The sequence below is a fragment of the Variovorax sp. MSC1_012 genome (assembly GCF_023667525.1).
GTDB classification, from domain to species: domain Bacteria; phylum Pseudomonadota; class Gammaproteobacteria; order Burkholderiales; family Burkholderiaceae_C; genus Variovorax; species Variovorax beijingensis_B.
This window is the reverse complement of record NZ_CM174443.1, coordinates 4,624,038-4,640,486: the sequence shown is the minus strand read 5'-3', so window position 1 is coordinate 4,640,486 and position 16,449 is coordinate 4,624,038. Positions and strand designations below refer to the sequence as shown.

Sequence of the window (16,449 nt, the reverse complement as noted above, 5' to 3'; positions counted from 1 at the left end):
CCCCAAGGGGAGAGGGAGCAAGACCGAACAGAAAGACAAAGGGTGCGGACATGACCGACCACTACGACAAGCTCGAAATCCGTGATCCCGCCGAACGCGAACGCGACCTGCTGGCCGCGCTGCCGAAGCACATTGCGCAGGCCCAGACTGCCGCGCCCGCGTTTGCAAAGATCCTCGACGGCGTGAAGCCCGCCGACATCACCACGCGCGAGGCGCTCGCCAAGCTGCCCGTCACGCGCAAGACCGAATTGCTCGAACTGCAGAAGCAGCGCCGCGCCGACGATCCCTTCGGCGGCTTTTCCACCATCGGCCGCGGCACCCGCATGCCGCGCGTGTTCGCGAGCCCCGGCACCATCTACGAGCCCGAGGGCGAGGCGCGCGACTACTGGCGCACGGCGCGCGCGATGCATGCCGCGGGCTTTCGCGGCGGCGAACTCATCCACAACAGCTTCAGCTACCACATGACGCCCGCCGGCTCCATCATGGAAAGCGGCGCGCGGGCCATCGGCTGCACCGTGTTCGCGGGCGGTACCGGCCAGACCGAGCAGCAGCTCGAGGCCATGGCCGACCTGAAGCCCGAGGGCTATGCGGGCACGCCGAGCTTCCTCAAGATCCTCTTGGAAAAAGCCGAGGAAAAAGGCCTGAAGCTGCCCTCGCTCACCAAGGCGCTGGTGTCGGGCGAAGCCTTTCCCCCGAGCCTGCACGACTGGATCGCTGCGCACGGCGTGCAGGGCACGCAGTGCTACGCCACCGCCGACCTGGGCCTGATCGCCTACGAGACCAGCGCCCGCGAAGGCTTGGTGCTCGATGAAGGCGTGCTGGTCGAGATCGTGCGCCCCGGCACCGGCGACCCGGTGCCCGACGGCGAGGTCGGCGAGATCGTCGTGACCACCTTCAACCCCGACTATCCGCTGGTGCGCTTCGGCACCGGCGATCTTTCCGCCGTGCTCGCGGGCACCTGCCCCACCGGCCGCACCAACAAGCGCATCAAGGGCTGGCTCGGCCGCGCCGACCAGACCACCAAGGTGCGCGGCATGTTCGTGCACCCCTCGCAGGTGGCGGAGATCGCGCGCCGCTTTCCGGAAGTGCAGCGCGCGCGCCTCGTGGTCTCGGGCGAGATGGGCGACGACCAGATGACCTTCAGGCTCGAATGCGCCGCAGGCGCGCCGGCCGGGCTCGAGGCGCGCATTGCCGATGCGGTGCGCGAAGTGACCAAGCTGCGCGGCACCATCGAGCTGGTGGCGCCGGGCACGCTGCCGAACGACGGCAAGGTGATCGAGGACGCGCGCAGCTACAAGTAGCGGCGGTAGAACCGGCGCGTGAGCGCGCGCATCGTCACCACCAGCAGCACCAGGTAGATTGCCGCCACCGCGATGGCGAGTGCCGCAAGGCGGCTGCCGCTGCTCACGCCCGAGAAGCTCGCGCTCGCGATCCACAGCAGCCCGCCGAGCGCGAGGGCGGCGCAGACCACCTGCAGCAGCACGAAGGCCGACACCGCGGCCGCCACGGCACGAAACGGACGCGTCTGCGCAGGCCCTGGCGCGGCGCCGAGCCAGCCGCCCCAGAACGCCAGCGCCCAGACCAGCAGCGGCACCGCGAACCAGCCGAGCAGGAGCGGCACCAGGTCCGAGTCCCTCGAGGTGTCGACCCAGCCGCTTGCCACATGGCCGATCCACGCCTGCAGCGAGACGAAAGTCGCGGCGGCCACGAGTGCCACCGCGCGGCGCGGCGCTGCCATGCTCGCGCCGCCATCCGTCGCGCCCGGCAATGAACCCGCGAGCCCGGCGCCGCGCTCGCGCAGCGCGAAGCGGGCGGCCAGCCACACGCTCGCGATGAGCACGAGCATCTGGATGGCCGACTGGACGAACATCGACACGGCCATGACCGGGCGCAGGCCGTACATGCCGACGCGTTCGTGCAGCGGCCCACCGGGCATGAAGAGCAGCTGCGCCTGGTAGAACAGCGGCGTCAATGCAAGCATGTTGACGACCATCACCGCAAGGAACACGGCAGCGAAGCGGCTGCCAGGGCCGCGAAGCTGCGCGATGCGGGCCGCGCCGCGCTCGTCGAGCGCCTTGCGCGCATAGCACCAGGCCAGCGTGGCCGCCAGCAGCCATACCGTGGCAACGCGCGACAGCAGCGGCACCCATACGCCGGGTTGCGCATACACGCCGCGCATCTGCTCGCCGTGCGGCGAGAGAGGCAGCAGCTGCGCCGCCATGCCCAGCGCGAACAGGGCCGCATCGACCGCCACCGCGATCCATGCGAAATTTCCGGGCAGGCGCTGCGCGCGCTCGAACGAAGAGGATGCCGCCATGGGATGCGAGCGTACCGGAACCCGCGGCCCCATCCGCGCGCGCGCGCACACCAGCCGCAGGCTCAGTGAATCGCCGCCTCGTGCGCGAGCTCGAACATCGTCGTCATCTCGCGAATGAACGCGGGCAGGTCGCCGGGCCTGCGGCTCGTCACCAGGCCGCTGTCGACCACCACCTCCTTGTCGATCCACGTCGCGCCGGCGTTGTGCAGGTCGGCGCGCAGCGAAGGCCACGAGGTCATCCTGCGGCCCTTCGCACCGCCGGCATCGATGAGCGTCCATGGCCCATGGCAGATGGCCGCGATGGGCTTGCCCGACTCGACGAAGGCACGCACGAAGGCCACGGCCTTCTGGTTGATGCGCAGCGCGTCGGGGTTGGCAACGCCGCCGGGCAGCAGCAGCGCGTCGAAGTCATCGGCATTGGCGTTCTTGAGCGGCACGTCGACCTCGAAGGTGTCGGCGGGCTCGAGTTGCTTCCAGGCGCGCACGCTGCCGTCGAGCGGCGAAACGATCTGCGTCTGTGCGCCGGCATGGTCGAGCGCCTTGCGCGGCTCGGTCATCTCGGCCTGCTCGAAGCCGTCCGCCACGAGGATGGCAACCTGCATTCCGTCCAGCGAAGAAGAAGAGATGGTGGGCATGGGTGAGTCACTCCTTGAAGGTGGTTTTTTGATGGCAATGACACTTCACCCTAGGGCCCGCTCCCGTGGCGCGCATCGGCGCCCGCCGGGTCCGCCTGTCGGACGGTTCGACGGGCGGCAACCTTCTCTTACGACGAGCTGCCGCTATTTGCGGCAGCTGGCCGGCAGCGCCTTTTCGGACAGGTCGTCGCCGGCCACGCAGTTCCAGGCAATGCCGTCCTCGGTGGCCGAGGGCTCCATGCGCAGCGTGCCCTTGGCCTTTGGAAGCACCGCTTCGACCACCATGGTGTCGGGGTCGAGGGTCAGCTCCGAGCCGCCGGGCAGGGTTTCGGGCGCGCCGGCCGTGGCCAGGGAATCGGGAATCTCTTCCTTCTGCTTGTAGTAGTTGCCGAGCGCTTCGCGCACCGGCGCGGCTTCGGACCAGGCCTGCGAAACGGCCGCGCGCGACTCGTATTGCTGATAGGCCGGCAGCGCCACCGCGGCCAGCATGCCGATGATGGCCACCACCACCAGGAGCGCCAGCGCGCCGCCGCCGGCGCGGCCGGTGTACGGCACGAAGACCGCGAGCAGGTAGGCGACCGGATTGCGGCTCGGCAGCTTCGCGCCCGGATCGATGGCGCGCGCGACGCGCTTGGTGAGCCAGGGATAGCCGGCGATCAGTTCATGGAACGAGGCCCAGAAGCCGCTGTTGCCCACCGACTGGTCGGCGTAGCGCTGCAGGTCGACGTGGCGCCATTGCTGCGCGCCGGCGGCCAGCGCCACCAGCGCGCGGGGCGCGGAGTCGGTCTGCTTGCAGCAGGCAGCGCCGTGCAGGTCGCAGGTGTATTCCTGGGCCCGCGAATAGGCAGCGCCGAGCAGCGGCAGCCATAGCACCGGGGCGCGCCAGATGTGGCCCGTGAGGTGACCGCGCCGGATGTGGCCCAGCTCGTGGCCGATGTAGAAGTTGATGCCGTCGGGCTGGGCTTCCATGGCGTCGACCACGTCGGACAGCAGCACCACGAAGTTGCGGCCGAAGAAGCGCGTGGCAAAGGCATTGAAGATGCCGTCGCCGTGCAGCAGGTAGGCCTCGGGCGGGTTCTCGATGCCCAGATGGCCGCAGCAGGCCTGGAACCGCGCATGCAGCTCCGGCAGCTGGGCGGGCGAGAGCTTCACGGCCGTGCCCTTGATCCAGGCGATGACGGCCGACTGCGCGAACACGTAGGCGATGAAGCCGAGCAGCACGTAGACGAGCGCGATGCCCAGGGTGCCCAGGACCAGCAGCACCCAGACCAGCAGGCCGAGCCAGAGCGTGATGTTGCCGAGCCAGCGCTCGCGCGGATAGACCCATGGATCCATTGGAATTTCCTCCTCGATGCGGCCCGAAGGCCTGCGGTGTTGTGGTTTTTCTTCGCGCCTCCCCAGGCGCGACTTGCGAGCGCGCATCATGCCCCAGGAAGGGGCGGATTCAGGCCCGTACCTAAGGGCTATTCGCTATTCGTCAGGTCATGGTCAGCCTTTATGATCGCGGCCGTTTTTGCATTTCACCAACCCGAGAGACACTCATGAAGAAACTGCTTGCACTCACGGCGTTCGCCGCTGCTGCCGCTGGCGCCTATGCCCAGGATTTCCCCGCAGGCAAGACCGTCACGCTGGTGGTGCCTTTCTCCGCCGGCGGTCCGACCGACCGGGTGGCCCGCGACCTGGCCGAAGCCCTGCAAAAGACCCTTGGCACGACCATCGTGGTGGACAACACTGCGGGCGCCGGCAGCTCCATCGGCACCGCCAAGGTGGCCCGCGCGGCGCCGGACGGCCACACGCTGCTGCTGAACCACATCGCCATGTCGACGATGCCGGCGCTCTACCGCAAGCTGCCGTTCAACGTCGAGAACGACTTCGAATACCTCGGCATGGTCAATGAAGTGCCGATGACGCTCATCGGCAAACCCGGCCTGCCGGCCAACAACTACAAGGAACTGACGACCTGGATCGCGGCCAACAAGGGCAAGATCAACCTCGGCAACGCCGGCCTGGGCGCTGCCTCGCACCTGTGCGGCCTGCTGTTCCAGAGCGCGCTCAAGACCGAGATGACGCCGGTCCCCTACAAGGGCACCGCGCCGGCCATCGCCGACCTGCTGGGCGGCCAGATCGACCTCTTGTGCGACCAGACCACCAACACCACCTCGCAGATCGAGGCCAAGAAGGTCAAGGCCTATGCCGTGACCACGACCAAGCGCCTGACCACGCCGGCCCTGAAAGACCTGCCGACGCTCGCCGAATCGGGCCTGAAGGACTTCGAGGTCACGATCTGGCACGGCGTGTACGCGCCCAAGGGCACGCCGGCACCGGTGCTGAAGAAGCTCAACGAGGCCATCAAGGCCGCCATGAAGGACCCGGGCTTCATCAAGCGCCAGGAAGGCCTTGGCGCCGTGATCACCACCGACAAGCGCACCGAGCCGGCCGAGCACAAGAAGTTCGTCTCGGCCGAGATCGGCAAGTGGGGCCCGATCATCAAGGCCGCCGGCGTGTACGCCGACTGACTGCGGCCCACCCCCGATGCGGCTCACTTCGTGTAGCCGCCTCCCCCTCGAGGGGGCAACACCAGCGGCCCGGCAAAGCCGGCTCCGCGGTGTTCCTGGCCTTGGATTCGGAAGCCGCCGCCCCCTTCGGGGTCGGCGGCTTTTTTTCCGGGAGCGCGGCGTCTACTTCGGCCGGATCGCGTCGGCCGTGCCCTGGATGAAGGCCTTGATGCTCTCGATGTCCTCGCCCGAGAGCTTGCCGGTGAAGTCGGGCATGCCGCGCGCCATGGCCGGGCCCTTGAGGATGAACTTGTCGAGGTTCTCGATGTAGGCCGCGTCCATGTAGCCGAGGTTCGGGATGTTGCCGCCGCGGTCCACGCCCGGCACGCCGTGGCAGAACACGCAGTTGCTCACATAGAGCATGGTGCCGGCCTGGACCTTGGCGGGGTCGTACTTCACGCCCTGCACCAGCTTGTCCATGCGGTACTGCACGAAGTCGGGCATCTTCGCGGTGCCGCCCACCGCGAAGGTGTAAACCGTGCCCGGGCCCTGCCGCTCGGTGGCGCGCTGCGCGAGGCCGTACACGCCGCCCCAGCCCACCGCGACCGACACGTACTGCTTGCCGTCGACCATGTAGGTGGCGGGCGCGGCCACCACGCCGGTGCCGGTGGCCGTTTCCCAGAGCTTCTCGCCGGTCTTCGCGTTGTAGGCCACCAGGCGGCCGTCGGCCGTGCCCTGGAACACGAGGTTGCCGGCGGTGGTGAGCGTGCCGCCGTTCCAGGGCGAGACGTAGTCCACGCCCCAGGCCTCCTTCTGCGCCACCGGGTCCCAGGCGACGAGGCGGCCGAAGGGCTTGCTCTTGGGCGCCTCGGCGTTGATCGACATCGCGGTGTTCCAGCCCAGCGCGGCATGCGGGCGGCCGGGCGCGTTCTGGTCGAACTTCCAGTCCTTGTCGTCCATCAGGTTGACCGGGATGTTCTGCGCCGGCAGGTAGGCCAGGCCGGTCTGCGGGTTGAACGACATCGGGTGCCAGTTGTGCGCACCGAAGGGGCCGGGGATGCTGTCGCCGGGCTTGTCGTTCTGGCGCGCGGCGGCGATCTCGACGGGACGGCCGTTCTTGTCGTAGCCCGTGGCCCAGTTCACGTCGACGAAATTCTTCGCCGAAATGAACTTGCCGTTGGTGCGGTCGATGACGAAGAAGAAGCCGTTCTTCGGCGCATGCAGCAGCACCTTGCGCGCCTTGCCGCCGAGCGTGACGTTGGCTAGGATCATCGACTGGGTGGAGGTGTAGTCCCAGTTGTCGCCGGGCGTCTCCTGGTAGTGCCACACGTACTTGCCGGTGTCGGGGTTCAGGGCCACCACCGAGCCGAGGTAGAGGTTGTCGCCGCCCTTGGGGCTGCGCTTCCTGTGCGCCCAGGGCGAGCCGTTGCCGGTGCCCACGTACATCAGGTTGAGCTCGGGATCGAAGGCGAAGCTGTCCCATGCGGTGCCGCCGCCGCCGGCTTCCCAGTATTTGCCGCTCGGGTCCCAGGTCTTGGCGGCGCGCGCCATCGATTCGTCCTCGAAGGGCTTGGCCGGGTCGCCCGGCACCACGAACCAGCGCCACTTCTGCTCGCCGGTCTTCGCGTCGTAGGCCGTGACGTAGCCGCGCACGCCGTACTCGGCGCCGCCGTTGCCGATGATGACCTTGCCCTTGAAGACGCGCGGCGCGCCGGTGATGGTGTAGGAGCCCTTCTGCCCCTCGATCGTGTTCTTCTCCCAGACCTTCTGCCCCGTGGCCGCGTCGAGCGCGATCAGGCGGCCGTCGTAGGCGCCGACGTAGACCTTGCCCTCGTGCAGCGCCACGCCGCGGTTCACCACGTCGCAGCAACCCCTGAAGCCCCTGGACTTGTCGACCTGCGGATCGAAGCTCCAGAGCTTCTGCCCGGTGCGCGTGTCGATGGCATGCACCACGCTCCACGATGCGGTGACGTACATGATGCCGTCCACCACCAGCGGCGTGGCCTCGACGCCGCGCGTGGACTCGAGGTTGTAGGACCAGGCCAGGCCCAGCTGCTTCACGTTGCCGGCGTTCACCTGGTCGAGCTTGCTGAAGCGCGATTCGGCGTAGTCCAGGCCGTAGCTCGGCCAGTCGGGCGTCTTCTTCTGGGCCGCATTGGCGCGAATGAAGTCGCCGTTCACCTGCTTGGCGGCCGAGGCCTGGGCCGCGGCGGGCGAGCTGCCCAGGCACAGCAATGCACCGGCGAGCACAAGCAAACCGGAGTGGATCTTTTTCATCGTGGGTCTCCTTTGTGCCGCAAGGATCGTTTTTGCCGCACTCGCGTTCACCTTCGGGATTTCCCCAGTCCGGCGCTGTTCCATTGCGGAACACATTCGACGGGGGCAGCGATCTCCCTTTCCTGATTCCCCCGATTTGCGAGGAGCGGCGAACAGCATGGCTTTCGAACGGCTGGGCACGGCAACCGCGCCGCGCCAACTTTTTTCCAGCACGCCGGCGCAGCGCGTGGCGCTCGCGCGGCAGCAGTTCTTCGAGGAAGGCGTGCGGCCTTCGGGCCTGGTCGGCGAGGCGGTGATCCAGTCGTGGCTGCGCTGCACCCGCAACCACAGCGACCGGCAGCGCATCGTGCCTTTCGACGCGGTCACGCCGAGCCGCCTGCACGCCACGCTGGCGCGCAACCGCGAGCTGCTCGAGGTGGCGCGGCAGGAACTCGCGAGCATGGAAAGCGCGCTCGCAGGCACCGACTGCCGCGTGATCCTGACGGACGGCGAAGGCGTGGTGGTGCACGTCACGCACCAGCCGGCCGCCGCGCACCAGCCGGTACTGCGCAAGACCGCGCGCGTGGGCGTGAACATTTCCGAGCGCATCGTCGGCACCACCGCCCCCGGCATCGTGGCGACCACCGGGCAGGCCTGCACGGTCGACGGCGCGGAGCACTACTTCGACGTGCTGTCGCAGATGCAGTGCGCCGCGGCGCCGATCCGCGACGTGGCGGGCCGGCTCGCGGGCGTGCTCGACATCACGATGGAGGCGCGGCGCTTCGGCTTCGATGCGGCCTCGATGGTGGGGCTCTACGCCACGACCATCGAGAACCGCCTGCTGCAGGCGCAGTCGCGCGACCACCTGATCCTGCGCTTCCAGGCCAGCCCCACCCTGCTGGGCACGCCCATGGAAGCGCTGGCCGGCGTGGCGCCCGACGGGACCATCGCCTGGCTCAACAGTGCCGGCGCGCGGCTGATCGGACGCCTGCCCGAAGAGGCCTGCGAACGCGATGTCGAATCGATGCTGGGCCACGACCTCGCGAGCCTGCTGCGGCTCGAAAGGCGCGAAGCCGCGCAGCCACTGCGCCTGGCGAGCGGGCTGGGCGTGTGGGTGCAGGCGCGCCTGAAAGCTGCGGACGGCGTGGACTTCAGGCATGCGGTGGCGATGCCCGGCAACGCCGGCGCGATGCTGCCCGCCGAGCCTGCAACGGCAGCCGAGCCGTTGACGGCGCACGAGCATCCGCCAGCGATCGCCTCGCACCACGTGCCGCCGGAACCGCCGCCGGGCGAAACCCTGCGCGAGCACAGCCGCAAGCTGATCGAGGAAACGCTGGCGGCGCAGGAGGGCAACGTGTCGCAGGCGGCGCGGCAGCTGGGCGTGTCGCGCGGCACGCTGTACCGGCGGCTGCGCGGCTGGCGCGAACAGGACAAGGGCCTGCCGCCGCGCGCGCCGGGCTGAACGCTCAGCGCCTGGGCAGCGCGTAGGCGATCACGTGGTCGCCCGTGCGCGTGCCCAACGAGCCGTGGCCGCCCGCTGCCACCACCACGTACTGGCGTCCGTCGCTGCCGCGGTAGCTCATCGGCGTGGCCTGCCCGCCCGCGGGCAGGCGGCTGCGCCAGAGCTCCTTGCCACTGGCCACGTCGTAGGCGCGCAGGTAGTAGTCGAGCGTGCCCGAGAGAAAGGCCACGCCGCCAGCCGTCATCATCGGCCCGCCGAGGCTGGGCACGCCCATCGCAAAAGGCAGCGGCAGCGGCGAGCTGTCGCGCACGGTGCCATTCTTGTGCTTCCACACCACCCGGCCTGTGCGCAGGTCGGCCCCGGCCACATGGCCCCAGGGCGGCGCCTGGCACGGCAGGCCGAACACCGAGGTGAAGGCGCGCAGCTGCACCGCGAATGGCGCGCCGAAGTTCTCGTTGAGCGCGGGCAGGCTGTCGTTGGGCCGGTCCTTGCCCTGCACGTAGAGCGAGGTGTCGTCGGCGCGCGGAATGAGCCTGGACACGAAGGCCAGCGAAGCCGGCGTGGTGAACGCCATCTGCCGCACCGGGTCGACCGCCACGCCGCCCCAGTTGAAGACGCCGAAGTTGCCGGGGTAGATCAGCGAGCCCTCGGTCGACGGCGGCGTGTAGCGGCCTTCGTAGCGCAGCCGGTGAAAGGCGATGCGGCAGGCCAGCTGGTCGAACACGGTGCCGCCCCACATGTCGGCCGGCGTGAGCGCGGGCGGATCGAAGGACAGCTCCGACACCGGCTGCGTGAGCGAGGTGTGGTCGCCCGCGGCCGGCCCCTGCGGCGCGGGCCGTTCATGGACCTTGGTCACGGGCTTGCCGTCGCGCCGGTCGAGCACGAACAGCTCGCCCTGCTTGGTCGGCTGCACCAGCGCGGGCACCGTCTCGCTGCCGATGCGCAGGTCGACGAGGCTGGGCTGCGAGGGCACGTCGTAGTCCCAGAGGTCGTGGTGCACGGTCTGGAAGCTCCAGCGCACGCGGCCGGTGGCCAGGTCCAGCGCCACCACCGAGGACGAGTAGCGCTCGGCCCCTTCGGTGCGCTTTCCGCCCCACTGGTCGGGCGGCTGGTTGCCGGTGGGCACGTAGACCAGCCCCAGCGCCTCGTCCACGCTGGAGATCGACCAGCTGTTCGGCGAGTTGGCCGTGTACGTGCGGTCGGCCGCGATGGGTGCGGTGTCGTCCGGGTTGCCCGAGTCCCAGTTCCACACCAGCGCGCCGGTGTCGATGTCGAAGGCCCGGATCACGCCCGAGGTCTCCTTGGTCGAGACGTTGTCCAGCACCGTGCCGCCCACGATGACGAGCGAGCGTGTCACCACCACGGGAGAGGTCGAGTAGTAGGCGCCGGGCTTCACGTTGGGCATGTTCTTCCAGAGGTCGATCTGGCCCGTGCCGCCGCCAAAGCGCATGCAGGGCCTCCCGCTCCCGGGGTCGAGTGCGATGACGCGGCCGTCGGCCGTGGGCATGAAGAGCTTGGCGTCGCAATCGCCACCCGCAGCGGGGGGCGATGAAGCAGCCGCGGCCGGCGCGGCCCGCACCGCGCTGCCCGGGTCGTAGGACAGGCCGCGGCAGGTCAGGTGCTGCAAGGCCAGCGGGCGCCGGATCTCGGGCGTGTAGCGCCAGAGCTGCTCGCCGGTGGTCGCGTTCAGCGCCACCACCGACTGGTGAGGCGTGCAAAGAAAAAGCCGCTCGCCGATCTTCAGCGGCGTGACCTCGAAGGTCGTCTCCTCGGGGTCGCCGCTCTGGCCGCGCATGTCACCGGTGCGAAAGTGCCACGCCTCCTGCAGCTCGCCCACATTGGCCGGCGTGATCTGGTCGAGTGCCGAATAGCGCTGGCCCATGCCGTTGCCGCCGTAGGCCGTCCAGTCGTCCTTCGGCGGGGCCGGTGCGGCGTTCGCCGATGCCGCGGCGGCTGCCGTCGGCGCCGGCATGGCGCCCTCCACGCGCGTCGCATCGCGCGTCCACGAGAACACCGCGGCGGCCAGGAAGGCCAGCAGCACCACGCCGAGGAAGCCGCGCGCGGGCGCCACGCCCGCGGCGCTGCGGCGCCCGAGCGCACGCGCCACCCAGGGCGTGAGCAGGAACACGCCGAGCACAAAGAACACGTCGCCGCGCGCCGCCAGCGGCCACCAGTCGAAGCCCACTTCCCACAAGGCCCACATCAGCGTGAACGCCACCACGGCCGCATAGACCCAGAGGCCCGCGCCGCTGCCGCGCGGCAGCAGCACCGCCGCGACGATCAGCCCGAACCCCGCCACGAGGTAGTACCACGAGCCGCCGAGCACGACGAGCCATGCGCCTGCCGCCGCCAGCCCCAGGCCTGCAAGGCCGATGACAACAGCAGTGATGTTGAGCAGCGCGGAAGAAGGCGCACGAACGCGCGCGGCAGCATCGGGCATGGCTTGGGCTCCAAGTTTTTTCTCGAACCTAGGCCAAGGCAGCGGCGATGCGCGTAGGCGGTTTGCGCATGTCGCCGTGTATCACCGGACGCGCGGCCACGCGCAGCCGATCTTTTTTAAACAGAAGGTATTCGGTATTCGCTGCGCGCGGCGCGGGCCCGGCGCGTGCGCGCATCGGGCTGCAGCGGCCGGAGGTATTCGTGCAGTGCCAGCGCGGCGGCGCCCACGGCGGGTGCAAGCGCGCGATAGCGCGCGATGCGCAGATCGGGCGCGGGCATGCCGGCTGCATCGGCATGGCGTCCCACGCTCTCGAAGGCCGCCTGCGCCAGGCCGAGATGGCCGGTGCAGGACTTGCCGCCGAGCACGATGGCGCGCGGATCGAAGGTGACCCACAGGTTCTGCAGCAGCACGCCGAAGAAGGCCGCCGCGTGCGCCATGCCGGGCGCTTCGCGCTCGAGCGCGCGCGAGCCGAAGAAGGCCTCGGCGCAGCCGCGGCGCCCGCACGAGCACAGCGGCCCATCGAGCTGCAGGATGGTGTGGCCGATCTCGCCCGCCATGCCTTGCGCGCCCGTGAAGAGCCGGTCGTTCAGCACCACCCCGGCGCCCACGCCCACGTCGCAGCTCACGAAGATCAGCGGATCCGCGCTTTCGCCACCGGAGAACTCGTACTCGCCGAGCGCGGCGGCATCGGCGTCGTTCTGCAGCTGCACCGTGACGCCCGGCAGCCCGGCCGCGGCAAAGGCTTCTTCCAGCGCGGGCAGCAAGCTCACGTTGCGCCAGCCGAGGTTGGGCGCAAAGCGGACCATGCCGGTGCAGTCGTCCACCGCGCCGGGCACGCAGACGCCGATGCTCGACAGGCGCAGCCCCAGTGCGTTGAGCTGCCCGTGCGCTGCCGCGGCCATGCGCGCAACCTGCGCGCAGGCGCCGGCCGGTGCGCTGTCGGTCAGCGCCTGCGTGTCGGCATGCAGCACCTCGCCCTGCAGCGAGACGCACACCAGCCGCACCGTTTCAACGGCGATCTCGACCCCCATCAGCGCGCGCACGCCGACGTTGATCCGCAGCGGCGTCGAAGGCCGCCCCAGGCCATCGGCAACGGTGGTGCCGGCTTCGCTGAGCCAGCCCTCGTCGAGCAGCTCGCGCACCAGCAGGCTCACGGTCGACTTGGTGAGGCCGCTCTCGCTCGCGAGCCGTGCGCGCGACAGGCCCGGGCGCGCACGCAGGAGGCGCAGCAGCACGCTGCGGTTCATGCGCTTGAGCAGCTGCTGGTCGCCGATGGTCACGGGGCCACCCTGCCTTCGTTCACCTGTGGGCCTGCTCTTTTCCCTCGGGGCGCTTGCCCGCGATGATCATGCCGAGCACTTCGTCTTCGGTGACGTCCGCGGTGCGGTAGGTGCCCACGAGCTTGCCGTTCTTCATGACCGCGACGCGGTCGCTCAGCGAGAACACGTCGGGCATGTCGTGCGTGATCAGGAAGATGCCGACGCCGTCGGCCTTGAGCTGCTTCACGAGCCCGCCGACCATCGCGGTTTCTTCGGGGCCGAGGGCGGCGCAGGGCTCGTCCATGATCAGGATGCGCGCGTTGAAGTACAACGCGCGCGAGATCGCCACCACTTGCCGTTGCCCGCCCGAGAGCCTTCGCACCGGAATGCGGATGTTGCTGAAGTTCTTGTTCAGGCGCTGGAACACCTTGCGCGCCTGCACCTCCATGAAGTGGTCGTCGAGCGTGTTCCAGCGCGTCATCTTCTCGCGGCCGAGAAAGAGGTTCGATACGGAGTCGAGGTTGTCGGCCAGCGCCAGCGTCTGGTAGATGGTCTCGATGCCGAGCGCCTGCGCTTCGGCGGGCGTGCGGATGTGGACCTTCTCGCCCGCGATCAGCGTGTCGCCCGAATCGACCGGGTAGGCGCCCGCGAGCATCTTCATGAGCGTGGACTTGCCCGCGCCGTTGTGGCCGAGCACAGCCACCACTTCGCCGGGATGGAGGTTGATGCTCACGCCGTCCACGGCCTTCACGCCGCCGAAGGCCTTGCGGATCTCCTTCAGTTCGACCAGGGGCGTTGATGTGTCGACCGTGGTCATTTGAATTCCTTTTGCGGTGTGCCGTGGAAAGGACTTTTTGCATCCTGGGTTCCGATGTTCAGGGCGCGTGCACAGGCCACCGGGTACTCCCCTCCGCGAATGTCCCCCGCCTTCGGCTCCTCCTTTATTTCGCTGCGGGGAGCACCCGATGCCCTGCGCACAGGGCACGCTCTGCGTGTACCGCCGATCAACAGCGGCTCTGTCCAACGCACTTGCATCCTAGTTCTCCCCGAACTTGCGCCGATACAGCACGTCGAACACCACCGCCACGATCAGCACCTGCCCGATGATCACCATGCGCTTGCCGATCGGCACGTCGAGCAGCAGCATGCCGCTGTCGAGCGACTGCATGATGAGCGCGCCCAGCACCGAGCCGAAGATCGAGCCGGTGCCGCCCGCGAGCGCCGTGCCGCCGATCACGGCGGCCGCAATCACATACAGCTCCATACCCGTGCCGAGCGAATTGGTACCCGCGTTGAGCCGCGCGATCGACACGATGGCCGCCACCGTCACCAGCACCGCGAGCAGCGCGAACAGCATCAGCGTGACGCGCTTGACCGGAATGCCCACCAGCGCCGCCGCATCGGGGTTGCCGCCCATCGCGAACACATAGCGGCCGAAGCGCGTGCGGTGCACGATGAACGACAGCACGATCGCCACCACGGCCCAGATCAGCACCGGGATCGGCAGGCCCTGCGGCGCGTCCTTCGAGGCGATCTGGTAGTTGTTCATGACCGCCGCGAAAACGAACACCACGGCCGCCGGCACCGCCGTCAGCAGCAGCTCCAGCCAGAGCGGCTCGTTGGGCATTTCGTGGTGCGCGCGTGCGCGGCGCTTCTGCAGCATGCGCGCGAACAGCACCAGCGCCACGAAAGCCGCGAGCACCCAGGTCATGGTGGTGCCGATGCCGCCGTCGTAGCCGCCGCCCAGGCGCTGGAAAAATTCGTCGTTCACGGGCTGGGTCTTGCCGTCGGCCACCAGGAAGGCGGCGCCGCGGAACGACATCAGCCCGCCGAGCGTGACCACGAACGAGGGCACGCCCAGCATCGCCGTGAGCCAGCCCTGGTAGATCGACACCAGCAGCGCCACAGCGAGCCCCGCGAGGCAGGCCGCGGGCCACGACCAGCCCGAGGTGTACTGCAGGTAGGCGATCAGCACGCCCACGAAGCCCATGACCGAGCCGACCGACAGGTCGATGTGGCGCGCCACGATCACCAGCACCATCACCGTCGACACGATGCCCACCACCGCCGTCTGCTGCGCCACGTTGTAGAGGTTCTCGGGCGACAGGAACACGCCGCCCGACATCACGTTGAAGACCACCCCCATGGCGATCAGCAGCACGCTCATCAGCAGGAGCCGCAGGTCGACGCCCGTGCGCCGCCACCAGCCTGGCGTTGGATTGCTCATTTTTCAGATCCTCTCGAAGGAACAACAGGTGCGCGGCGGCGGTCCGGGCGGGCCCATGGGCCGGCCGAACGCGGCAATGCGGCGCGGATCGGGGCGCTGCTTGCGGCTCGCTCTGCTACTTGCAGGCCGCGGGTGCGGTGGCCGCCGGGACGCCCTTGCAGAGCTCGTCTTTCTTGATCCAGCCGGCCTTCACGACCACGTCGAGGTTGTCGCGCGTGATCGGCACCGGCGTGAGCAGGCGCGACGACAGCGAGATCTTCTTCGGCCCGGAATTCCAGGGCGCGGCCTTCTCGGCCGGCTTGCCCTGCGACAGCGCGATGGCGGCGCTGGCGGCTTCACGGCCGAGTTCGCGCGAGTCCTTGAAGATGGTGGCGGTCTGCGTGCCCAGCGCAATGCGGTTGAGCGCCGCGAAGTCGGCGTCCTGGCCCGACACCGGAATGCCGCGCAGGCCCTTGGCGGTGAGCGCGGCCACCGCGCCGCCGGCCGTGCCGTCGTTGGCAGCCACCACCGCGTCGACCTTGTTGGCGTTCTTGGTGAGGATCTGCTCCATGTTCTTCTGCGCCACCTCGGGCTTCCAGCCTTCGGTGTATTCGTCGCCGACGATCTTGATGTCGCCCTTCTTGATGGCGGCGTCCAGCACCTCCTGCTGGCCCGCGCGCAGGAAGTCGGCGTTCGGGTCGCTCGGCGAGCCCTTGATGATCACGTAGTTGCCCTTGGGCTTGACCTTGAAGACCTCGCGCGCCTCCATGCGGCCGACCTCGACGTTGTCGAAGGTGATGTAGAAGACGCCCGGCGCCTCGATCAGCCGGTCGTACGCGACCACGGGCACCTTCTGGCGCGTGGCCTTGGTGACGGCGGGAAGAATCGCGTCCTTGTCCATGGCCAGCACGATCAGCGCCTTGGCGCCCTTCGACATCAGCCCCTCGATGTCGCCCAGCTGCTTCTCGGGCGAGCCGCCCGCATCGGCGCTGATGTACTTGGCGCCGAGCTTCTCGAGCTGCGCCTTGATCGCGGCCTCGTCGGTCTTCCAGCGCTCTTCCTGGAAGTTGGACCAGCTCACGCCGACCACGGTCTGGGCCACTGCGCCCACGGCAGAAAGGCCGAAGGCCATGGCGGCCAGGGTGTGCTTGAGTTGCATGGATGTCTCTCCTTGGAAGGGTGTGCCCGGCGAAGAACGCCGTGTAAGAAATTAGTTAGTTTGAAGGGCGAACTAACTATCCCATCGCGGCCACGCGCTGGGCACCCGGGAATTCCCGGGGGAATGCGCACGCCGGCGCGGCGGACCGAGCATCGAAAAAATCGATGCTCAGCAAGAAAAGATATCGTTTTCAGTTATGAGCGCGGCTGCTTAAAGTCCG

General features: G+C 68.9%; 12 protein-coding genes. 3 read left to right on the top strand and 9 right to left on the bottom strand.

Annotation, left to right across the window (positions count from 1 at the left end; all coding sequences use genetic code 11):
• The first annotated feature begins 50 nt into the window (after nucleotides 1–50).
• Complete coding sequence (locus tag L1081_RS21745; protein ID WP_489414027.1) at nucleotides 51–1,301, top strand: AMP-binding protein; 1,251 nt, start codon at nucleotides 51–53, stop codon at nucleotides 1,299–1,301.
• On the opposite strand, the gene L1081_RS21740 is transcribed toward L1081_RS21745, so the two are convergent.
• From L1081_RS21740 to L1081_RS21730, 3 genes are all read right to left on the bottom strand, one after another.
• Nucleotides 1,292–2,317, bottom strand: a complete 1,026-nt coding sequence (locus L1081_RS21740; protein WP_489414026.1) for a hypothetical protein — start codon at nucleotides 2,315–2,317, stop codon at nucleotides 1,292–1,294. The genes L1081_RS21745 and L1081_RS21740 overlap by 10 nt on opposite strands.
• 62 nt (nucleotides 2,318–2,379) lie before the next feature.
• The gene (locus tag L1081_RS21735) at nucleotides 2,380–2,952 is read right to left on the bottom strand and encodes a DJ-1/PfpI/YhbO family deglycase/protease (protein WP_489414025.1); all 573 of its coding nucleotides are present in this window, start codon (nucleotides 2,950–2,952) and stop codon (nucleotides 2,380–2,382) included.
• 144 nt (nucleotides 2,953–3,096) lie between these two features.
• Complete coding sequence (locus tag L1081_RS21730) at nucleotides 3,097–4,287, bottom strand: M48 family metalloprotease (protein WP_489414024.1); 1,191 nt, start codon at nucleotides 4,285–4,287, stop codon at nucleotides 3,097–3,099.
• 206 nt (nucleotides 4,288–4,493) lie between these two features.
• On the opposite strand from L1081_RS21730, the gene L1081_RS21725 reads away from it, so the two are divergent.
• Nucleotides 4,494–5,468 carry a tripartite tricarboxylate transporter substrate-binding protein gene (locus L1081_RS21725; RefSeq protein WP_489414023.1) on the top strand — a complete coding sequence of 325 codons (975 nt, stop codon included), beginning with the start codon at nucleotides 4,494–4,496 and terminating at the stop codon, nucleotides 5,466–5,468.
• 162 nt (nucleotides 5,469–5,630) lie between these two features.
• Here the strand turns inward: L1081_RS21725 and L1081_RS21720 are convergent, their stop codons facing one another.
• Nucleotides 5,631–7,724, bottom strand: a complete 2,094-nt coding sequence (locus tag L1081_RS21720; RefSeq protein WP_489414022.1) for a PQQ-dependent dehydrogenase, methanol/ethanol family — start codon at nucleotides 7,722–7,724, stop codon at nucleotides 5,631–5,633.
• Nucleotides 7,725–7,881: 157 nt separating this feature from the next.
• Between L1081_RS21720 and L1081_RS21715 the strand changes: the two genes are divergently transcribed.
• Nucleotides 7,882–9,165 carry a helix-turn-helix domain-containing protein gene (locus tag L1081_RS21715; RefSeq protein WP_489414021.1) on the top strand — a complete coding sequence of 428 codons (1,284 nt, stop codon included), beginning with the start codon at nucleotides 7,882–7,884 and terminating at the stop codon, nucleotides 9,163–9,165.
• A 4-nt stretch (nucleotides 9,166–9,169) separates the two neighbouring features.
• Here the strand turns inward: L1081_RS21715 and L1081_RS21710 are convergent, their stop codons facing one another.
• The 5 genes from L1081_RS21710 to xylF all read right to left on the bottom strand — a co-directional run bounded on the left by L1081_RS21710 (nucleotide 9,170) and on the right by xylF (nucleotide 16,229).
• On the bottom strand, nucleotides 9,170–11,605 hold the full coding sequence (locus L1081_RS21710) for a membrane-bound PQQ-dependent dehydrogenase, glucose/quinate/shikimate family (protein WP_489414020.1): 2,436 nt from the start codon (nucleotides 11,603–11,605) through the stop codon (nucleotides 9,170–9,172).
• Between the two features lie 116 nt (nucleotides 11,606–11,721).
• Nucleotides 11,722–12,885 carry an ROK family protein gene (locus L1081_RS21705; protein WP_489414019.1) on the bottom strand — a complete coding sequence of 388 codons (1,164 nt, stop codon included), beginning with the start codon at nucleotides 12,883–12,885 and terminating at the stop codon, nucleotides 11,722–11,724.
• 19 nt (nucleotides 12,886–12,904) lie between these two features.
• Nucleotides 12,905–13,681 (bottom strand): ATP-binding cassette domain-containing protein, encoded by a 777-nt coding sequence (locus L1081_RS21700; RefSeq protein WP_489414018.1) that lies wholly within the window; start codon nucleotides 13,679–13,681, stop codon nucleotides 12,905–12,907.
• A 219-nt stretch (nucleotides 13,682–13,900) separates the two neighbouring features.
• Nucleotides 13,901–15,091, bottom strand: coding sequence for a sugar ABC transporter permease (locus L1081_RS21695; RefSeq protein WP_319439916.1), 1,191 nt, complete (start codon nucleotides 15,089–15,091; stop codon nucleotides 13,901–13,903).
• A 115-nt stretch (nucleotides 15,092–15,206) separates the two neighbouring features.
• Nucleotides 15,207–16,229, bottom strand: coding sequence for a D-xylose ABC transporter substrate-binding protein (gene xylF / locus L1081_RS21690; RefSeq protein WP_489414017.1), 1,023 nt, complete (start codon nucleotides 16,227–16,229; stop codon nucleotides 15,207–15,209).
• Nucleotides 16,230–16,449 lie beyond the last annotated feature (220 nt).

Excerpts from the sequence above, each read along its gene's own strand:
- L1081_RS21745 (WP_489414027.1), top strand. The coding sequence starts at position 51 with ATGACCGACCACTACGACAAGCTCGAAATCCGTGATCCCGCCGAACGC.
- L1081_RS21740 (WP_489414026.1), bottom strand. The coding sequence starts at position 2,317 with ATGGCGGCATCCTCTTCGTTCGAGCGCGCGCAGCGCCTGCCCGGAAAT.
- L1081_RS21735 (WP_489414025.1), bottom strand. The coding sequence starts at position 2,952 with ATGCCCACCATCTCTTCTTCTTCGCTGGACGGAATGCAGGTTGCCATC.
- L1081_RS21730 (WP_489414024.1), bottom strand. The coding sequence starts at position 4,287 with ATGGATCCATGGGTCTATCCGCGCGAGCGCTGGCTCGGCAACATCACG.
- L1081_RS21725 (WP_489414023.1), top strand. The coding sequence starts at position 4,494 with ATGAAGAAACTGCTTGCACTCACGGCGTTCGCCGCTGCTGCCGCTGGC.
- L1081_RS21720 (WP_489414022.1), bottom strand. The coding sequence starts at position 7,724 with ATGAAAAAGATCCACTCCGGTTTGCTTGTGCTCGCCGGTGCATTGCTG.
- L1081_RS21715 (WP_489414021.1), top strand. The coding sequence starts at position 7,882 with ATGGCTTTCGAACGGCTGGGCACGGCAACCGCGCCGCGCCAACTTTTT.
- L1081_RS21710 (WP_489414020.1), bottom strand. The coding sequence starts at position 11,605 with ATGCCCGATGCTGCCGCGCGCGTTCGTGCGCCTTCTTCCGCGCTGCTC.
- L1081_RS21700 (WP_489414018.1), bottom strand. The coding sequence starts at position 13,681 with ATGACCACGGTCGACACATCAACGCCCCTGGTCGAACTGAAGGAGATC.
- L1081_RS21695 (WP_319439916.1), bottom strand. The coding sequence starts at position 15,091 with ATGAGCAATCCAACGCCAGGCTGGTGGCGGCGCACGGGCGTCGACCTG.
- xylF (WP_489414017.1), bottom strand. The coding sequence starts at position 16,229 with ATGCAACTCAAGCACACCCTGGCCGCCATGGCCTTCGGCCTTTCTGCC.